General features: G+C 67.5%; 13 protein-coding genes. 3 read left to right on the top strand and 10 right to left on the bottom strand.

Annotation, left to right across the window (positions count from 1 at the left end; all coding sequences use genetic code 11):
* Nucleotides 1–32: 32 nt before the first annotated feature.
* Nucleotides 33–3,035 (bottom strand): hypothetical protein, encoded by a 3,003-nt coding sequence (locus DAT35_RS48725; protein WP_108076224.1) that lies wholly within the window; start codon nt 3,033–3,035, stop codon nt 33–35.
* Nucleotides 3,036–3,252: 217 nt separating this feature from the next.
* Between DAT35_RS48725 and DAT35_RS48720 the strand changes: the two genes are divergently transcribed.
* Complete coding sequence (locus tag DAT35_RS48720; protein WP_108076223.1) at nt 3,253–3,666, top strand: hypothetical protein; 414 nt, start codon at nt 3,253–3,255, stop codon at nt 3,664–3,666.
* A 173-nt stretch (nt 3,667–3,839) separates the two neighbouring features.
* The gene (locus DAT35_RS48715; protein ID WP_146210190.1) at nt 3,840–4,169 is read left to right on the top strand and encodes a hypothetical protein; all 330 of its coding nucleotides are present in this window, start codon (nt 3,840–3,842) and stop codon (nt 4,167–4,169) included.
* Between the two features lie 71 nt (nt 4,170–4,240).
* Here DAT35_RS48715 and DAT35_RS48710 read toward each other — a convergent pair whose 3' ends face one another.
* The 6 genes from DAT35_RS48710 to DAT35_RS48685 all read right to left on the bottom strand — a co-directional run bounded on the left by DAT35_RS48710 (nt 4,241) and on the right by DAT35_RS48685 (nt 10,852).
* A complete protein-coding gene (locus DAT35_RS48710) occupies nt 4,241–5,275 on the bottom strand; it encodes an NADP-dependent oxidoreductase (RefSeq protein ID WP_108076221.1) in 1,035 nt (344 codons plus the stop codon).
* 159 nt (nt 5,276–5,434) lie between these two features.
* Entirely contained in the window at nt 5,435–6,037 is a 603-nt protein-coding gene (locus tag DAT35_RS48705) for a TetR/AcrR family transcriptional regulator (RefSeq protein WP_108076220.1), read from the bottom strand.
* Nucleotides 6,038–6,095: 58 nt separating this feature from the next.
* The gene (locus DAT35_RS48700; RefSeq protein ID WP_108076219.1) at nt 6,096–7,466 is read right to left on the bottom strand and encodes a S9 family peptidase; all 1,371 of its coding nucleotides are present in this window, start codon (nt 7,464–7,466) and stop codon (nt 6,096–6,098) included.
* Between the two features lie 69 nt (nt 7,467–7,535).
* Nucleotides 7,536–9,155, bottom strand: coding sequence for an alkaline phosphatase family protein (locus tag DAT35_RS48695; RefSeq protein ID WP_108076218.1), 1,620 nt, complete (start codon nt 9,153–9,155; stop codon nt 7,536–7,538).
* 168 nt (nt 9,156–9,323) lie between these two features.
* Complete coding sequence (locus tag DAT35_RS48690) at nt 9,324–10,184, bottom strand: alpha/beta fold hydrolase (RefSeq protein ID WP_108076217.1); 861 nt, start codon at nt 10,182–10,184, stop codon at nt 9,324–9,326.
* Nucleotides 10,185–10,228: 44 nt separating this feature from the next.
* A complete protein-coding gene (locus DAT35_RS48685; RefSeq protein ID WP_108076216.1) occupies nt 10,229–10,852 on the bottom strand; it encodes a cysteine hydrolase in 624 nt (207 codons plus the stop codon).
* 232 nt (nt 10,853–11,084) lie between these two features.
* Here DAT35_RS48685 and DAT35_RS48680 point away from each other — a divergent pair, with 232 nt between their 5' ends.
* Nucleotides 11,085–11,960, top strand: coding sequence for an alpha/beta fold hydrolase (locus DAT35_RS48680; RefSeq protein ID WP_233262160.1), 876 nt, complete (start codon nt 11,085–11,087; stop codon nt 11,958–11,960).
* A 9-nt stretch (nt 11,961–11,969) separates the two neighbouring features.
* Here the strand turns inward: DAT35_RS48680 and DAT35_RS48675 are convergent, their stop codons facing one another.
* From DAT35_RS48675 to DAT35_RS48665, 3 genes are read right to left on the bottom strand one after another with little or no spacing between them, the layout of a single operon-like run.
* Entirely contained in the window at nt 11,970–14,048 is a 2,079-nt protein-coding gene (locus DAT35_RS48675; RefSeq protein ID WP_108076214.1) for a PAS domain S-box protein, read from the bottom strand.
* 27 nt (nt 14,049–14,075) lie between these two features.
* Nucleotides 14,076–14,444, bottom strand: a complete 369-nt coding sequence (locus DAT35_RS48670) for a response regulator transcription factor (protein ID WP_108076213.1) — start codon at nt 14,442–14,444, stop codon at nt 14,076–14,078.
* Between the two features lie 15 nt (nt 14,445–14,459).
* Entirely contained in the window at nt 14,460–15,116 is a 657-nt protein-coding gene (locus DAT35_RS48665) for a response regulator transcription factor (protein WP_108076212.1), read from the bottom strand.
* Nucleotides 15,117–15,134: the final 18 nt, after the last annotated feature.

Genomic DNA, 15,134 nt, shown 5'->3' with positions numbered 1-15,134 from the left:
GCGCTCGGAACGTCATCCACCGCGCCGGGGGGTCAGCTGTCTGAACCCGAAGGCGGAAGCTCGATGGAGCCGGACGTGAGCGGGGAGAGCGGCAGCGTCTCGCTCGTGCGGAAGATGGGGAAGGTGTGGCTCAGCCCCGACCAGCGCACCAGGGTGAACGACGCGACCTTCATGAACAGCGCCTTGATGTAGAGGTCGATCTCTCCCTTGAGCGTGGTGAGCGTCAAATCCAACGCGGTGCTGAAGGTGATGACCGGGGTATTCTGGGCATCCACGCCCAGGCCCACGTTCGCGCTCAGGGGCAGGCTCAGGCCCACGAGGGTCAGCTCGACCTCCAGCCCCACCCCGATGATTCCAGCGAGGCTCGCGTCGGCATCCGCCCACACCCCCAGGTCGGCGTAGGGCGTGAAGAGCGCGCTCGCCGAGTAGAGCGGCGCGTCGGGATTGCAGGAGCCCACGGCGGGCGCCTTGGCGTTGAGGGACAGGATGCCGCCGTAGCCGTAGGCGACGCCCGCGCTGACGGTGATGGTGATGGGACCTGCCTGGAAGGGCACCGTGAGCAGTTGGGGCTTTCCGCTCCCGGCGAACACCGGCTTGGAGTAGGTCGCCGCGCTCAGGTCGATGTGCTGGCCCGTCTTGTCTGGATCCGTGTCGAAGACCTGGAAGCCCACCACATACAACTTGGCGTCACCATAGGCCTTTCCATCGTCGCTCTCGTTGGAGGAGACAAAGGCCCGGGAGTCGAGGATGGAGATGTCGCTCACACCGAACAGCGTCGCGTTGGCGGAGAACTGGGCGAGCACATTGCCCCCCATGCGGCAGATCCGATCCGCGGCGTTGCGCTTCTTCACCTGGGCATGCCATCCGAGCGTGTAGGAGTAGCCGCCTCCGAACGTGCTATTGCCGATGCTCTGGGTGTCGGTGCGCGTCGTCCCGAAGTCTTCATGGCCCTTGACCGGGACCTTCTTCAGCTTCGCCTCGAACGTGGTCTGACGGTAGGCCAGGGTGGTGCGGAGGTTGTTGAGTGTGGCTCGGTTGCCCGAGGGCACCCCCACCGACGTGTTGGTCGAGGTGAGCTGGCCGCCTCCCGTCCAGCGCTTGCACCAGCGGTACTCGGCCTCCTTGGCCGCGGACATGTAGCCCACGTTCTTGGTCACGAAGCGGTCGACGAAGTCCTGCGGGAGCCAGTCACACGCATAGCTGTTGCGATCCAGGCAGCTCGGCTTGCCGTTCTGCAGTCGTCCCCACTCCTCCAGCAGCATGTTGGTGAGCAGGCACGCATCCACCCAGATCTTCTCGGTGTGGAAGTCGGCATCGACCACCAGGCGCCGCGAGTTGCAGCGCAGCTTCGGGCTGGCGCCGGTGGTGTCCACGGACGGCGCGTTGACGGCCCACATGCGGTTGAGGAGCCAGGACAGGTTACCGGGGGTGACCAGCGAGGCGGGATCCACCACCGGCGTCCAGTCGGAGATGGAGGGAGGAGGCGGCGTCGTCGAGGGTCCACCCGGGTCGACGGCGCTCGGAGACGGCGTGCTCACGGCGAGGGTGCGAGTAGCCAGCTCGGTGGAGGACTGGCGCGTGCTGGCGAGCCCCGCCACCTGCGATTGCAGCATCCCGGGCAGGTGGGCCGTGGTGGGAAGCATGTCCTGGCTGCTGATGAGGCCGGTGGAGAGGATTTGACTCAGCGGGTACTGGCCGAGCTGGAGCTGGGAGCCATAGCCAATCTGCCCCTGGAGCGAGGGCGGCGTGACGAACGCCTCGGGGGTGATCTGCGAGAAGATGGAGCGCACGGCGAACGGGTCGCCTTCCCACATCTGTGCCTCTCCCGGCCGCACCTTGCCGAGCGCGTTGGGGATGTTCGAATTGCAGCCCCCGGGCTGGGTCGCATTGGCGACCAGGCACTTCATCGCATCGATCGTCAGGTCGAACTGCTGGCGCAGCACCTCCGAGCGGCGGCGGTACTCACGCGATTCGCCGTCCGTGACGGTGGCGGTGCGCTGGTTCATCTTGTTGTGGAAATCCCACTCGTCATAGAAGCCCTGGTGCGCCCGGTCGTTGAGCATGAACCAGGAGCCGCCGACGTGGGAGTCGCCAATCGAATACAACGTCGAGCCCCGGTTGAGCTCGTTGAGCAGGTTCTGCACGTGCGAGCCGAGGCCCGCGGTCTGGAACGCCGCCACGAGGTTGGGAACGATGAACGCCTGCGTGTTCGCGTAGAACATGTTCTTCGGCAGCTGGCCGAGCGTGTAGGAGTCATCGAAGGGATCCAACTCGAACTGCTTCAACAGCCCCTGCGCCATCAACTGGCGGCCCCGGGTGTAGGGGTTGACCGGGTCGTAGATGATGACCCCCTCGGAGTCCTTCATCTGACGCCGCGCGATGCCAGGGACGGTGGCGGGCCCGGTGGCCGTCATCCCGTTGAGGCTGACGTTCACCACGCAGCGCGCGTCGCCCTTGCACAGGTTCATGGCGTCGACCCAGCGCTCCACGTCATAGAAGGACCGGTAGACGTAGTTCTCGCAGGAGTTGATGGAGGTCCAGGTCGCGGTGTCATACATCCGCTGGTAGGTGAGCGGATCGGTGGCGGTCGAGCGGGCGGCGTTGAAGCGGGCGAGATCCTCCTGCGCGGACCAGGTCGAGTTGGTTCCCAGGCGGCTGACGGGGATGGGGATGGTGGGCGACGGCATCGACGAGACGAAGTCGTTGGTGCCCGTGTCGAAGATCCGCTCGCTCATCGCCCCCTGCTGCGAGGTGGTCATGTAGTTCTGCAGGGTGCTCTGGTTGTAGCTCCAGCACGGCGAGGTCTGATCGTTCGGATCGGTCGCGTTGTAGGTCGCGCCGCACACCTTCACCCAATGGTCATCCACGCAGGTGCTGGCGCTGGGCGGCAGGCAGATCACGGTGGGCGGGAGGGTGATGATGCCGGCGTGGGCCGCGCCAGCGCTCAGGATGCCGAGCGCCGTCAGCACGGCGGGGAGAGGACTTTCTTGGAAGAAGGCGTAGCGCTTCGCGCGAGCCTTGAAGACAGCATTCATGCGGTGCTCCTCGGTGGTCAGGACCGGGTCGGTTCCGCTGATTGCAAAGGGTCTGCCGGGAATCGCGGCTGGGAATTCGTCCGGGAGAGGCACTGGAGAGGGCAGTGTTTGCCGGGAAGGAGGGTCCGGCCCGTCGGCAAGCATTGCCATGTCGGCAAGGATTGCCGTGCGCGGGCGGGGAGCGGCCGGGCCGTCCGGTTGCGTGGGGCGTGAGGGGATGACATCGTTCCTCTCCGCCCGGCTGTCCGGCTCACCCTCCAGGGTCCGCCAGCGAGAGGAGGAGGCCTACCGCATGGTCTGGCTCTTCGTGCCCGAAGAACGTGTCAGGACGATGTCGGTGGAAGAGGCGATGGAGGCACTGAGAGGTGTGATCTCCGCCCGTCAGCGCGTCCACCGCGTGGCCGTGGCGTCGGGACCGGTGCTCATGCTCGCCGCGATTGCCTTCATCGGCTTGTCCTGGTGGCTCGTGCCCGCCCTCTTGGGGGCGGCCTTCTCGGGCGGCCTCTTCCGGTTCTGGGCGTGGCACAGCTATCGGTCCGCGTGCGTGCTCGGCCTGACCGGGTACGCGCGCGATGCGCTGGTGGGCCGGTGGGTGACCGCCGACAACCTCGGGTTTGGTCCCCACCGATGAACGAATCCCTTATTCTTTGACACCGGGCCGGACAGGTGCTGGTTCGCTCCTCCGCGAAGAACGGCAGACGTCGATTCGAATTCTCTGACACCTTCCCGACGACACCTTCCCGACACATTCCCTGGCACCTTCACAGATTCACTTTCCGTGCGCGTTAGATTATTATGTCGCGCATGACCAAGACCCTCTTCTTCTCCACGGTGGTTACGATTGGTATTTCTCTCGTCGGCTGTGGAGTGGACGTGGCCGACCCGGGGCAGCCCTCGCCCGAGGCGGTCGAGACCATGAGCCACGAGCTCACCGTCACCTGCACGCCCGGTGAGGAGAAGTGCGACATCGGCTGCTATTACGACGGTGGGCCGAGCACCGACGACTGCATCATCAAGTGCAACGCGGCCGGCAATGGCTGGATAACCCTCGAGAACTGTGGGTGGGCGCAGAACTTCCCCTACAGCGCGAGCTGTCTCAACTCGCAGCCTCATCCCGTCTGTCAGTGGAACTGACCGTCGTACGGTCGACCCGGTGCCGCGTTCGAGTCCTTTGATACCGAACGCGGCCCGAATGCGGCGGCGCGTCACGTGTCGGTGACGCGCACCACGAGCTTGCCGAAGTTGCGCCCCTCGAGCAGGCCGATGAACGCCTCCGGCGCGTTCTCCAGCCCGTCGACCCGGTCCTCGCGCAGCTTCACCCGGCCGGCGCCGACCCACTCGCCCATGTCGCGGCGGAAGGCGTCGAAGCGGTCGGCGTAGTGGTCCAGGATGATGAATCCCTGCATGCGGATGCGTTTCTGCAGCAGCGTCGACGTCAGCAGCGGCAGCCGGTTCGGACCGGGCGGCAGCGTCTCGTCATTGTAATGCGCGATGAACCCGCACACCGGCACGCGCGCGCCAATGTTGAGCAGCGGCAGCACCGCGTCGAACACCGCTCCGCCGACGTTCTCGAAATAGACGTCGATGCCGTCCGGACAGGCGGCGGCGAGGCGCTCGGCCAGTTGCGGCTCTCGGCGGTCGAGGCAGACGTCGAAGCCGAGCTCCTCGACCGCGTAGCGGCACTTGTCGGCGCCTCCGGCGATGCCGACCACGCGCGCGCCCTTGAGTCTGGCGAGCTGCCCGACCACCGCGCCGACCGCACCAGTCGCCGCGGCCACGACCACGGTTTCGCCCGGCTTCGGCTGGCCGATGTCGAGCAGGCCGACGTAGGCGGTGAACGCGGGCATGCCCAGCCCACCCAGCGCCAGCGACGGCTGCGCCAAATCGCCGAGCGGGGTCAGATCCTGACCGTTCGACAGCGCGTAGTCCTGCCAGCCGGCGCTGCCGAGCACTAAATCTCCGGTGCGGAATCGCGGATGCCTGGAGGCGACCACGCGGTTGATCGTGCCGCCCGCCATGGGCTCGCCCAGCCGCACCGACGGCGCGTAGGTCGGCCCGATTTCGTCCATCAGGTTGCGCATGTATGGGTCGAGCGAGAGGTACAACGTGCGCAGCAGCACCTCTCCTTCGTTCGGCGTCGGAACGGCGGCCTCCTCGAGGCGGAAGTCCTGCGGCGTCGGCTGGCCGCGCGGGCGAGCGGCGAGGACGACGCGGCGATTGACGGCATCTCTTTGCGGCATGGGCCTACTCCTGTGGGTGGGAAACGTTCGGCTGGAGCGCTCCTCGCCCCGGCGGGTGCGAGCGAGCGCGGATGATCTGGGCGCGGCGTGTCACCGCGAATAGACCGGTCGTCTAGAAGACAGGCGGAAAAAAGCGGGAAGGCATGCGCCTGTCCCGCCTCAAGCGTCTTGCGCCAGACCCAGCAGCTGCCGCGTGCCGGCCATGGCCGTGTCCAGCGGCGCGCGGTCGCGGGCGATCTTGGCCAGCAGACTGGCGCCGAGCCAGCTCTGGTAGAGCGAGACCGAGGCCGCCTGCGCATCCGGCGCGGCCGGCAGCGAGCCGTCCTCCCTGCCCGCTTCGATGCAGCGCGCCAGGCGTTCGGTCACGCCGCGGGTGCCGCGCTCCAGCGCCGCGCGCATGCTCTCGGACAGATCGCACACCTCCGCGCCGAGCTTGACCACGAGGCAACGGCTCTGCGCCTCGTCGCCGGTCTGCGAGTCGAGCCAGTCGCGGAAGTAGCCGAGCAGCCGCTGCGCGGCCGTACCCGGCTCCGCCAGCAGTGCGTCCATTCGCGCCAGGTAGTCGGCGAAATAGGCCTCGAGCACCGCCTCGCCGAAGGCCTCCTTGGAGCCGAAGTAGTGATAGAACGAGCCCTTTGGCACTCGCGCCGCCGCCAGCACCTCGGTCAGCCCGACCGCGGTGAAGCCCTTGCGCAGCAGCAGCGGGTGGGCCACTTCGAGGATGTGCCGGCGGACATCGGTGGGGGCGGCGGTCGCGCTCATGGGGCCGTACTTAATGGCCAGTAGACCGGTCGTCTAGTCTTTCAACGAGGGGAGCGGCTCAGGGAGGCAGCCCGGTGGCGAGGGCCTCGCGGATGGTGGCGGACGTGTGGTGGGTGCCCCAGAGGGCGTTGACCGCCGCCGCCACCCAGTCCGCGCCGAAGACCCTCTGCCCGTTCGCGAGCTCGAACAGCACCACGCGCGGGTCGGCCAGCTCGCGCAGCAGCGGCGCCACGCTGGCCACATCCCGGCCATACCACTGGAGGACGCGCACCTCCCACAACCAGGCCGCCAGCGTGGACTGCGTGTAGGGGACGGCGAGGAACTGGGTGGGGTTGCCCAGGTTCGTCAGCAGGTGCCCCAGGGACAGGGTTTGCACGGCGTGCCCGTACTGCTCCACCAGCGAACCGTGGGAGAGGGGGAGGGTGTTCCAGTCGGGCATCTCCAGGTGCTGGAAGTAGAGCGGCGTCATCTTGGGGCCCACCAGGGCCGCCAGGGTTTGCGTCTGCTCCACGGGGACGAGGGTGTCCCAGTCCTCGTGGAGGACGAGGAAGGGCATGTCCAGCTTCGAGGCGAGGTGCTCTCGCGTCCACCGGCTGTAGTCCGCCCCCGGGGCGCCGGGAGGCCCGCCGGTGGTGGCGAAGATGCGGCGGGCATAGGGCTCGAAGAACGTCGCGTAGCGCTCCCGAACCGCCGGGTCCGTCACCCGAGAGGGGACGACGTGGTCACGGTAGTCGAGCTGCCGCGCGAAGTCCGAGAGTGGGAAGAGGGCCACGCCCACCTTCGGGCGGGCTTCGGCCGGTGCATCCGCCGCGGCGTATAGCGCCTCGAAGCCACCCCACGAGCCGCCGAAGACGCCGATGCGCGAGCGATCCACGCCGGGAGCCTGGGCGAGGAAGCTCATCCCCGCGTGCATGTCGTCCCGGTCATTCTGGAGGTCGCCGCCCGCGTAGAAGCGGCCGAAGACGGCGAGCACTCCGAAGTCTTGGTACAGATAGAAGAAGGCCTCCGAGGTGATGAGCTCGGGAGGGCTGAGCGTGTAGACAATGGACGAGGAGCCCGTGTGGTAGTGGGGCTCGCTGTCATCCGGGTACATGCCGGAGCCGCGCGTGGCCCACTTCGCGTCCACGGCCTCGCCCGACCAGGAGATTCCGTCGTAGGGGCGGGTGAGCATCACCGTGGGCCAGACGCCCGGGTTGCGCGGTGGGAACCACTGGGCATACGCGGGCGCCTTGCCAGGCTCTTGCAATCTCAGGAGTTGGTATTGCCAGAGCTGCCCGCCGGCCTCGGCCTGCCCCGTGCCGAGTACTGTCACCGTGAGCCCGGTACTCACGGAGCCGGACGTGTTGGGAGCTTGGAGGTTGTCGTCAGCCGCGAAGGAAGGGCCACCCGCGAGGGTGAACCCCAGGAGCATCAGCAGGAAATTGCGCATGCCCTGGAGACACCGCGCGCGAATTTTTCCGAAAGTGGCTCCAGAAATTCTCTGACACCTTTCCAGTCTTCACCGCCCCGTGAGAGCCTCCGCGCGCGGCTTGCCCTCGGCCGACGCGGGCATGCCCACCTCCAGGAGCGCGGACAGCGTGGGCGCCACGTCCACCGGGTCGATCTCCTGGTGGTAGAGGCCCGGCTTCACGCCCCGACCCGCGAACACCACCGGCACCTGGACGTCATAGGAATACGGCGTGCCGTGGTTCGTCCCTCGCGGGTAGTCGCTCACGACGTGGAAGGGCTTCGACACGAAGAGCACATCCCCACTGCGCACCGGGTAGTAGCCGCGCCGCAAGGGCGCCACCAGCCCCTCGATGTCCGGTGCCGCATCCAGGTCGTCCTTCGCCACCGCCATCACCGCGAAGGGCTGCTTCGACAGCCACGCCGCCGCCGCCCTCCGTACCGCCGCGCCGTCCACCTGTCCCGACTCCAGCGCCTTGCCGCCCAGGTACACGTCCAGCTCCAGCAGCTTCACCGTCACGTCGACGCTGAACTGCGCACGCAGCTCATTCGCCAGCTCCTTCGCCGCTTCCACCGGGTGGATGCGCGTCGCGGGCACGCCCGCCTGGGCCCAGGCCTCTGGAATCTCCGCGCCCCCGTGGTCCGCCGACAGCATGATGACCAGGTTTGCCCTTCCTCCCGCCGCGCGCTCGGCGGCGGTGATGAGCTCCCCCAGCGCCTGATCCAACCGCAAGAGCGAGTCCTGCATCTCCCACGAGTACGGACCGAACGCGTGGAACACCGCATCCGTGCCGCTGAAGCTCACCGCGAGGATATCCGGCACGTCGTCCCTGCCCAGGCCCTCGCCCTCGAGCGCCGCCTTCGCCGCCTGCACCAGCAGGTCATGTGAAAGGGGCGACACCGCGAACACCCGGTACGACGCGGGCCCCGGCTTCTCGAGCCCGCCGCTCAGCGCATGGGGAAACGTGCGGCCCATGCCATAGGGATCCGGCGGCTCCGCGGCGCGGTCGTCCTCGCCCACGTACTCGGCGCGCGGGCGCAACAACTCCCACGCCTTGCCGAACCCCGCGTCCGCCAGCTTGCGCGCGTTGAACGTCTGCATCCAGGCGGGCACCTCCTTCGCGTACCAGGTGCTCGTCACCATGTTCCCCGTCGCCTCGTCGAACCACCACGCCTGTCCCTGCCGCCCGGCCAGGGGAATGGCCGCGCGAGCCTTCATCGACAGCGCCACCACCTTGCCCCTCCCTTGCGTGGACACGCGCAGCCGGTCCGCCAGCGTCTCCGCCATCAGGTTCGCCGGGCTGGTGTCCGAGTTGGGGACGGTGACTCCGTCCAGGACCGGATGCTCCGGGTCCATGTAGACCTGCACGCTCTGGCCACTGGCGCGGTCATGGATGTCGTTGTCCACGATGCCGTGGCGCCAGGGGTTCGCGCCGGTGGCCAGTGTGGCATGACCCGGTGCGGTACGAGCCTCGGCGTAGGCATACCGGGCGTAGGGGTAATACGCCCCCGTGTTGAGCAACTGCCCCAAACCCCCGGTGAGGCGCGGACGGTTGCGCAGGAGCAGGTCGCTGCCCAGCGCATCCACGCTGATGAACAGCGTGAGCTTCGGGGCCCGGGCGGAAGCGGGCAGGGCGAACAGGATGAGGAGGGCGGCGAGGACACGAAACATGGCGGACAGCCTCCCCGGCCGGATCGTCAGAAGCAACCCATATGCGACCCCACCGCGTGGACACGTCACCCCGCCCTGAATGCGGTCCACCCAAGGGTCGAGGCAAGGTTGCGCGTCATCTCTGGTGACAGGCGGCCCGCCTCGGGAGCCTTGGGTCGGCGGAGGCCCTCAGCGGTTCTTGATGAAGCTGGCAATCAGGTCCGCGCAGACCTGCGGGGCCTCGTGCTGCGGGCCGTGGCCCATCTGCGGGAACACCATCAGGTGCACCGACTTCGTCTGCGGCGTCAGGTCGAACCAGTTCTCCACCGGGAAGACGATCTCCTGGTCCCCGGAGATGACCAGGATGGGGATGGTGGTCGTCTTGAGGAAATCGCGGTAGCCGCTGTCATCCACGAAGACATCATCGCCCTTGGACTCGGCCAGCATCTTCAGCACGGTGTTGATGGGAATCGCCGGACTGGTATCCGTCGTGCGCGCCGCGATGCGGTTGTGCGAAGCCACCGCGGCGGCGCGGGACTTCTGCGACTCCGGATGGAAGAACAGCACGACCTCATCATCCAGGTCGTTCTCCGGCTTCAAGGCGCGCTCGTAGAAGATGGGCTTCGCCGGCATGCGCACCTTGCCTGGCGGCGTGGTGCCAATCAGGATGATCTTGATGACGCGCTCGGGGTGCAGGCGCGTCACCACCTGTGCCGCGATGCCACCCAGCGACCAGCCGCCGATGATGAAGCGCTCCAGGCCGAGCGCGTCGGCCAGGTCGACGGCATCCTGCGCCAGGCTCGTGCGCACATAGCTGGGCGTGCCCGTCGACTGACCCAGGCCGGAATAGTCGAAGGTGATGACGCGGTGGTGGGCCGCCAGCGCATCCAGGAAGGCGGGGTCCCAAGAGTCAAGGATGCCGCGAAACCGCAGGCACAGGATGATGGGGACGCCCTGGCCGAGCTCGCGATAGGCGAGGCGGCGGCCCTTCACCTCGACGAAGCGGGTGGGCGTGTTGACGGCGGTGGGAACGGGAGCAGGCTTGTTCATGGTGGCGATCTCCTTCAGAGGTTGGCGGTGACTTCGGAGGGGAACTAGATGGGCAGGGCCTTGAGCAGGCCGGCCGTGTCGAGGATGGCGTGGGCGTAGTTGGGGCCGTTGAGCGCGTGCGCTGCGTGCATGCGGTCGGGGCTCATGGCGGCGGTGGCGTCCGTGACGAGCGTCACGTGATAGCCGAGCTCCATCGCATAGCGCGCCGTCGCCTCGACGCAGGTGTTGGCAATCAGGCCGATGAAGATGAGCTTGCGGATGCCGTGCTGGGTGAGCAGCAGGTGCAGGTCGGTGTTGGCGAAGCTGTTCTGGCCCCAGTGCTCCTTGACGACGATGTCACCGTCCCGGGGCGCGAAGTCCGGGTGCCAGTCACCTCCCCAGGTGCCGGCCTCGAAGGGGCGCAGCCGCATCGTTCCCTGCTGGTCCGGGCTCGGGAAGGCCCAGTCCGCGTAGTCGCCCGGTTGGATGCGACGATGCGGAGCGACGAAGACGCGCATCCGCGCCTTCCGCACGGCGGCGGTGATGGCGCGCAGGTTGTCGAGCAGCCCCACGCTCTTCGCCACCTCCTTGACGAACGGCCACATCTTGCCGCCCTCGGACAGGAAGTCGTTATACGGGTCGATGAAGATCAACGCGGTGTCCTGAGCGGAATAACTCTGTGTCGGCATGGGCTCACCTCCAGTAGGTGGGTGGTAGGCGCAAAGGCAGGCATGCAGCGGCCTCGCCTTCACGAAGCTTGAAAGGGATTATGGCGATAGGTCTTCTCGCCGTCTTTTGTACTGTCGGACAGACGACCTAAACCTTGGTATGAGGCCGCCCAAACCCCGAGACGATGGCAATCCGGAATCCCGATGCGCATGCTGCGGCGATTCAGTTCCCCCGTGTCGAAAGGAATCGCCCATGGATACCAAGACCCGTCCCCCCACCGTTCCCGCTGGCAAGCTCGACGGCAGCTATCTCACCACCCGGGACGGCACCCGGCTCTACTTCAAGGACTGGGGCCCGAAGGACGGCCAGCCCATCGTCTTCTCCCACGGCTGGCCCCTCAGCTCCGACGCCTGGGAAGACCAGATGCTGTTCCTGTCGGAGCAGGGCTACCGCACCATCGCCCACGACCGCCGCGGCCACGGCCGCTCGACACAGCCGTGGGACGGACACGAGATGGACACCTATGCGGATGACCTCGCCCAGCTCACCGCCGCGCTCGACCTCAAGAAGGCCATCCATGTCGGCCACTCGACCGGTGGCGGCGAAGTCACGCGCTACATCGGCCGTCACGGCACCTCGCGTGTCGCCAAGGCCGTGCTCATCGGCGCCGTGCCTCCCATCATGCTGAAGACGGACTGGCATCCCAACGGTCTGCCCCGCGAGGTCTTCGACGGCATCCGCGCCGGCGTGCGCAATGACCGTTCCTCCTTCTTCAAGGAGCTGAGCATGGCGTTCTACGGCTTCAACCGTCCGGGCGCGAAGGTGTCCGAGGGTCTGCGCGAGAGCTTCTGGATGCAGGGCATGATGGGTGGGCTGAAGGCCGAGTACGACTGCGTCAAGGCCTTCTCGGAGACCGACTTCCGCGCGGACCTCGCCCGGTTCGACGTGCCGACCCTGGTGATGCACGGCGATGATGATCAGATCGTCCCCATCGACGGCGCGGCGAAGCTCACGGCCACCCTGGTGAAGGGGGCGACGCTGAAAGTCTATCCGGGCTTCAGCCACGGCATGTGCTCGGTCAACAAGGACGTCATCAACAAGGACCTGCTGGCCTTCATCAAGGGGTAGCGCGCGGCGCTATTTCGCGAAGGGCACGGTGAAGATGAAGCGAGCCCCACCGGATGGGATGTTCTCCGCCCAGATGCGGCCGCCATGCGCCTCGATGATGGTGCGGCAGATGGACAGGCCGATGCCGAGCCCGTTCGTCTTGGTGGTGAAGAAGCTCTGGAAGAGCCGGTCATGGTGCTCCGGCGGGATGCCCGGCCCCGAGTCCTCGATGGCGAAGTGCAGCTCGCCGTCGACCGCCAGGGTCCTCAGGTCGAGCCTCGGCCGCGGGCAGCCCGCGCGCTTCATCTCCTGCATGGCATTGAGCGCCAGGTTGACGACGGTCTGCTGAAGCTGCACGCGGTCGGCCTCGATGTCCGGCAGGCCGCTCGTGAGCGCGAGGTGCAGGTCCACCTCATGTGCCACCAACTCGTGGTGCAGGAACCGCACCGCCTCCTCGACGACCTGGTTGGGCGGCAGGCGCTGCCGCTCCGCCGCCTTGTTCGACGCCATGGCGCGGATGCGGGCGATGATGTCGGCGGCGCGCCTCGCGTCACTCACCATGTTGGCGTGGATGGTGCGCACCTCGTCCAGGTCGGGCTGGGGCCGCGACAGCCAGCGCGCTCCCGCCGCGCCGTTGGCCGTGATGGCGGCCAGCGGCTGATTCACCTCGTGCGCAATCGACGCCGTCAGCTCTCCGAGCATCGACAGGCGCGAGGCATGGGCGAACTCGCTCTGCAGTTGCCGCAGCGCCTTCTGCGCCGCCACGCGCTCGGTGATGTCGGTGAGGCCGACCAGCACCAGGTTGCGCGCCCGCAGCTCGGGCGAGGCATTGATGGTGAACAGCGTGTTGATTTCGGTGCCATCCAGCCGGTAGTTGACCGTCTCCTGCTCGAAGGCGACGTTCCGCCGGAAGCTGGAGACCAGCGAACGCCGGACGACCGGATGGGACGACCGCGGCCAGAAGCGCGACACCGGCTGGCCAATCAGCTCCGACCGGTCCTTCGCGCCCATGATGCGCACCGCCGCCTCGTTGACCTCGCCAATGGACATCGCGTCCAGGTAGGTGGTCAGGAAGTCGGGCTCGCTCTCGAGGTGGGCGGCGATGTCCTCGACGCCGCGCGTCGCCAGCCCGGCGAAGAGCTCGCGCTGGCGCGTGGTGTCTATCTGGAACAGCGCCGTCGACATGGCCTGGAAGAGGCTGCGGTAGCGCAGCTCGCTGGCGCGCACCTCCTGCTCCGCCGCCACGCGGTCGGAGAGGTCGATGACGCCGACGAGGACGGTGCCGCGCCCATGGTGGCCCGATGGCCAGCAGACCGTGAACAGGGCATCGATCATCCGCCCGTCGAGCGTGGAGAGGCGCGTCTCCCGCGACAGGCTGGGCAGGCGATTCACCGAGGCCATCAGGCTCTCGGCATAGACGTGGCGGCTCTCCGGCGGCCAGAAGGGGACGACGGTGCCACCGACGAGGTCCTCGCGGCTGCCGGCGCCGAACAGCAGCACGGTCTTGTCGTTGACGTCGACCACGCGTGTCGCGGCGATGGCGGCGTCGATGAACTCGGGATGCGCCGCGAAGTAGGCGCGGAAGTCCTCGACGCCCGCGTGGAAGAGCTGGCCCAGCATCTTGCGCACTTCCGAGAAGTCGAGCTCCCAGAATGACGCCGCCATGGCCTGGAACAGGTTGCGGTAGCGGTGCGCCTGCTGCCGGGACTCCACCTCGAGATCGCTCAAGCGCGTGATGTCGCGGCCGTATTCGATGATGGAGGCCGGCTGGCCCTCCGGGTCGCGCAACACCGTCCACCGGACCTCGATGCGCCGTTCCTCGCCGGACGCGGTGGTCCGCGTCAGCTCGCCCTCCCAGTGCCCCTGTTCGAGCACCTGCCGCTCGAGGCGCGCCAGGGTCGCCGGGTGCTGGCCCTCGAGGCTGTCATGGAGGTGGCGGCCCAGCATGGCGTCCCGCGCGAAGCCGTAGAGCGACTCGGACGCCTTGTTCCACAGCAGGACTCGGCCGCCCAGGTCGCGGACGATGACGCTCTCGGCCACACCGTCGATGAGCGGCCCCAGCAGGTCCGGCGGGCACGACACCGTCTCGAAATCCTTTGCTTCCGGCATCCGCCCGCTCCGGCAAGAGTCGCGGCTCTACGATGCCAGGGCGCGCTCGACGCAAGCAATGAACTCGTCGCTGTCGAAGGGCTTCTTCAGGAGGCAGGACGGATTGCACGCCCGCGCCCGCTCCAGCACCGACGGCTCGGTCTTGGCGGTGATCATGATGACGGGCACCGTGGAGCCCCGCGCATCGAGCTGCCGCTTGAGGTCGATGCCGCTCATGCCCGGCATGTGGATGTCGGTGATGACCAGCTTCGTGCTCTCCAGCTCGCCCGACTCCAGGAACGCCTCGGCGCTGTCGAACGCCAGTCCCTTCAACCCGAGCGACCGGAGCAGGCTGACCACCGCCGTGCGGACCGAGGCATCGTCGTCGATGACAGAGATGAGGGATTGGGGCGACATGGCTTCTTCACAGACTCAGGGTTTTCGCGCCTGGGATGGGGGCGGGGCCGTGTCCAGGGTCTTCGGGAGCTTCAGTGCTTCAGCCATGCGCACCAGGTCGGCGAGGGACTCCGCCTTCATCTTGCGCATCACCGAGCCGCGGTGAATCTTGACTGTGATTTCGCTCAGGTTCAGCTCGCCGGCCACCTGCTTGTTGAGTTGCCCGGCGGTCACCAGCGTCATCACCTGTTTCTCGCGCGGCGACAGGCTGTCGAAGCGCTTGCGTAGGTCCGCCTGGTCCTCGCGCACGGAGCGCTGGCTGCGATGGCGCTCCACCGCCTCGGCCACGGAGTCGAGCAGGTCCTGCTCGCGGAAGGGCTTGGCCAGGAAGTCCACCGCCCCCGCCTTCATCGCCCGCACCGACATGGGGATGTCGCCGTGGCCGGTCATCATGATGACGGGCAGGTCGATGCCCAGCGACTCGAGCTGTCCCTGGAAGGTGAGGCCGCTCGTCCCGGGCAGGCGCACGTCGAGCAGAAGGCAGCCGGGGGCGTCCCCCCGCTCGGCGTCGAGGAAGGCGCGTACCGAGTCGTAGGCTCTGGCCTTCATGCCCACGGAGCGGAAGAGGGTCTGCAAGGCGGTACGCAGCGACGGGTCGTCGTCCACGATGTGGATGACAGCTTCCTCGGCCATGCCGGTAACTTGGCATGG

It is taken from the genome of Vitiosangium sp. GDMCC 1.1324 (genome assembly GCF_003044305.1).
GTDB lineage: Bacteria > Myxococcota > Myxococcia > Myxococcales > Myxococcaceae > Archangium.
Note: the sequence above shows the minus strand (reverse complement) of the source record. Positions and strands in the feature narration are given on the sequence as shown.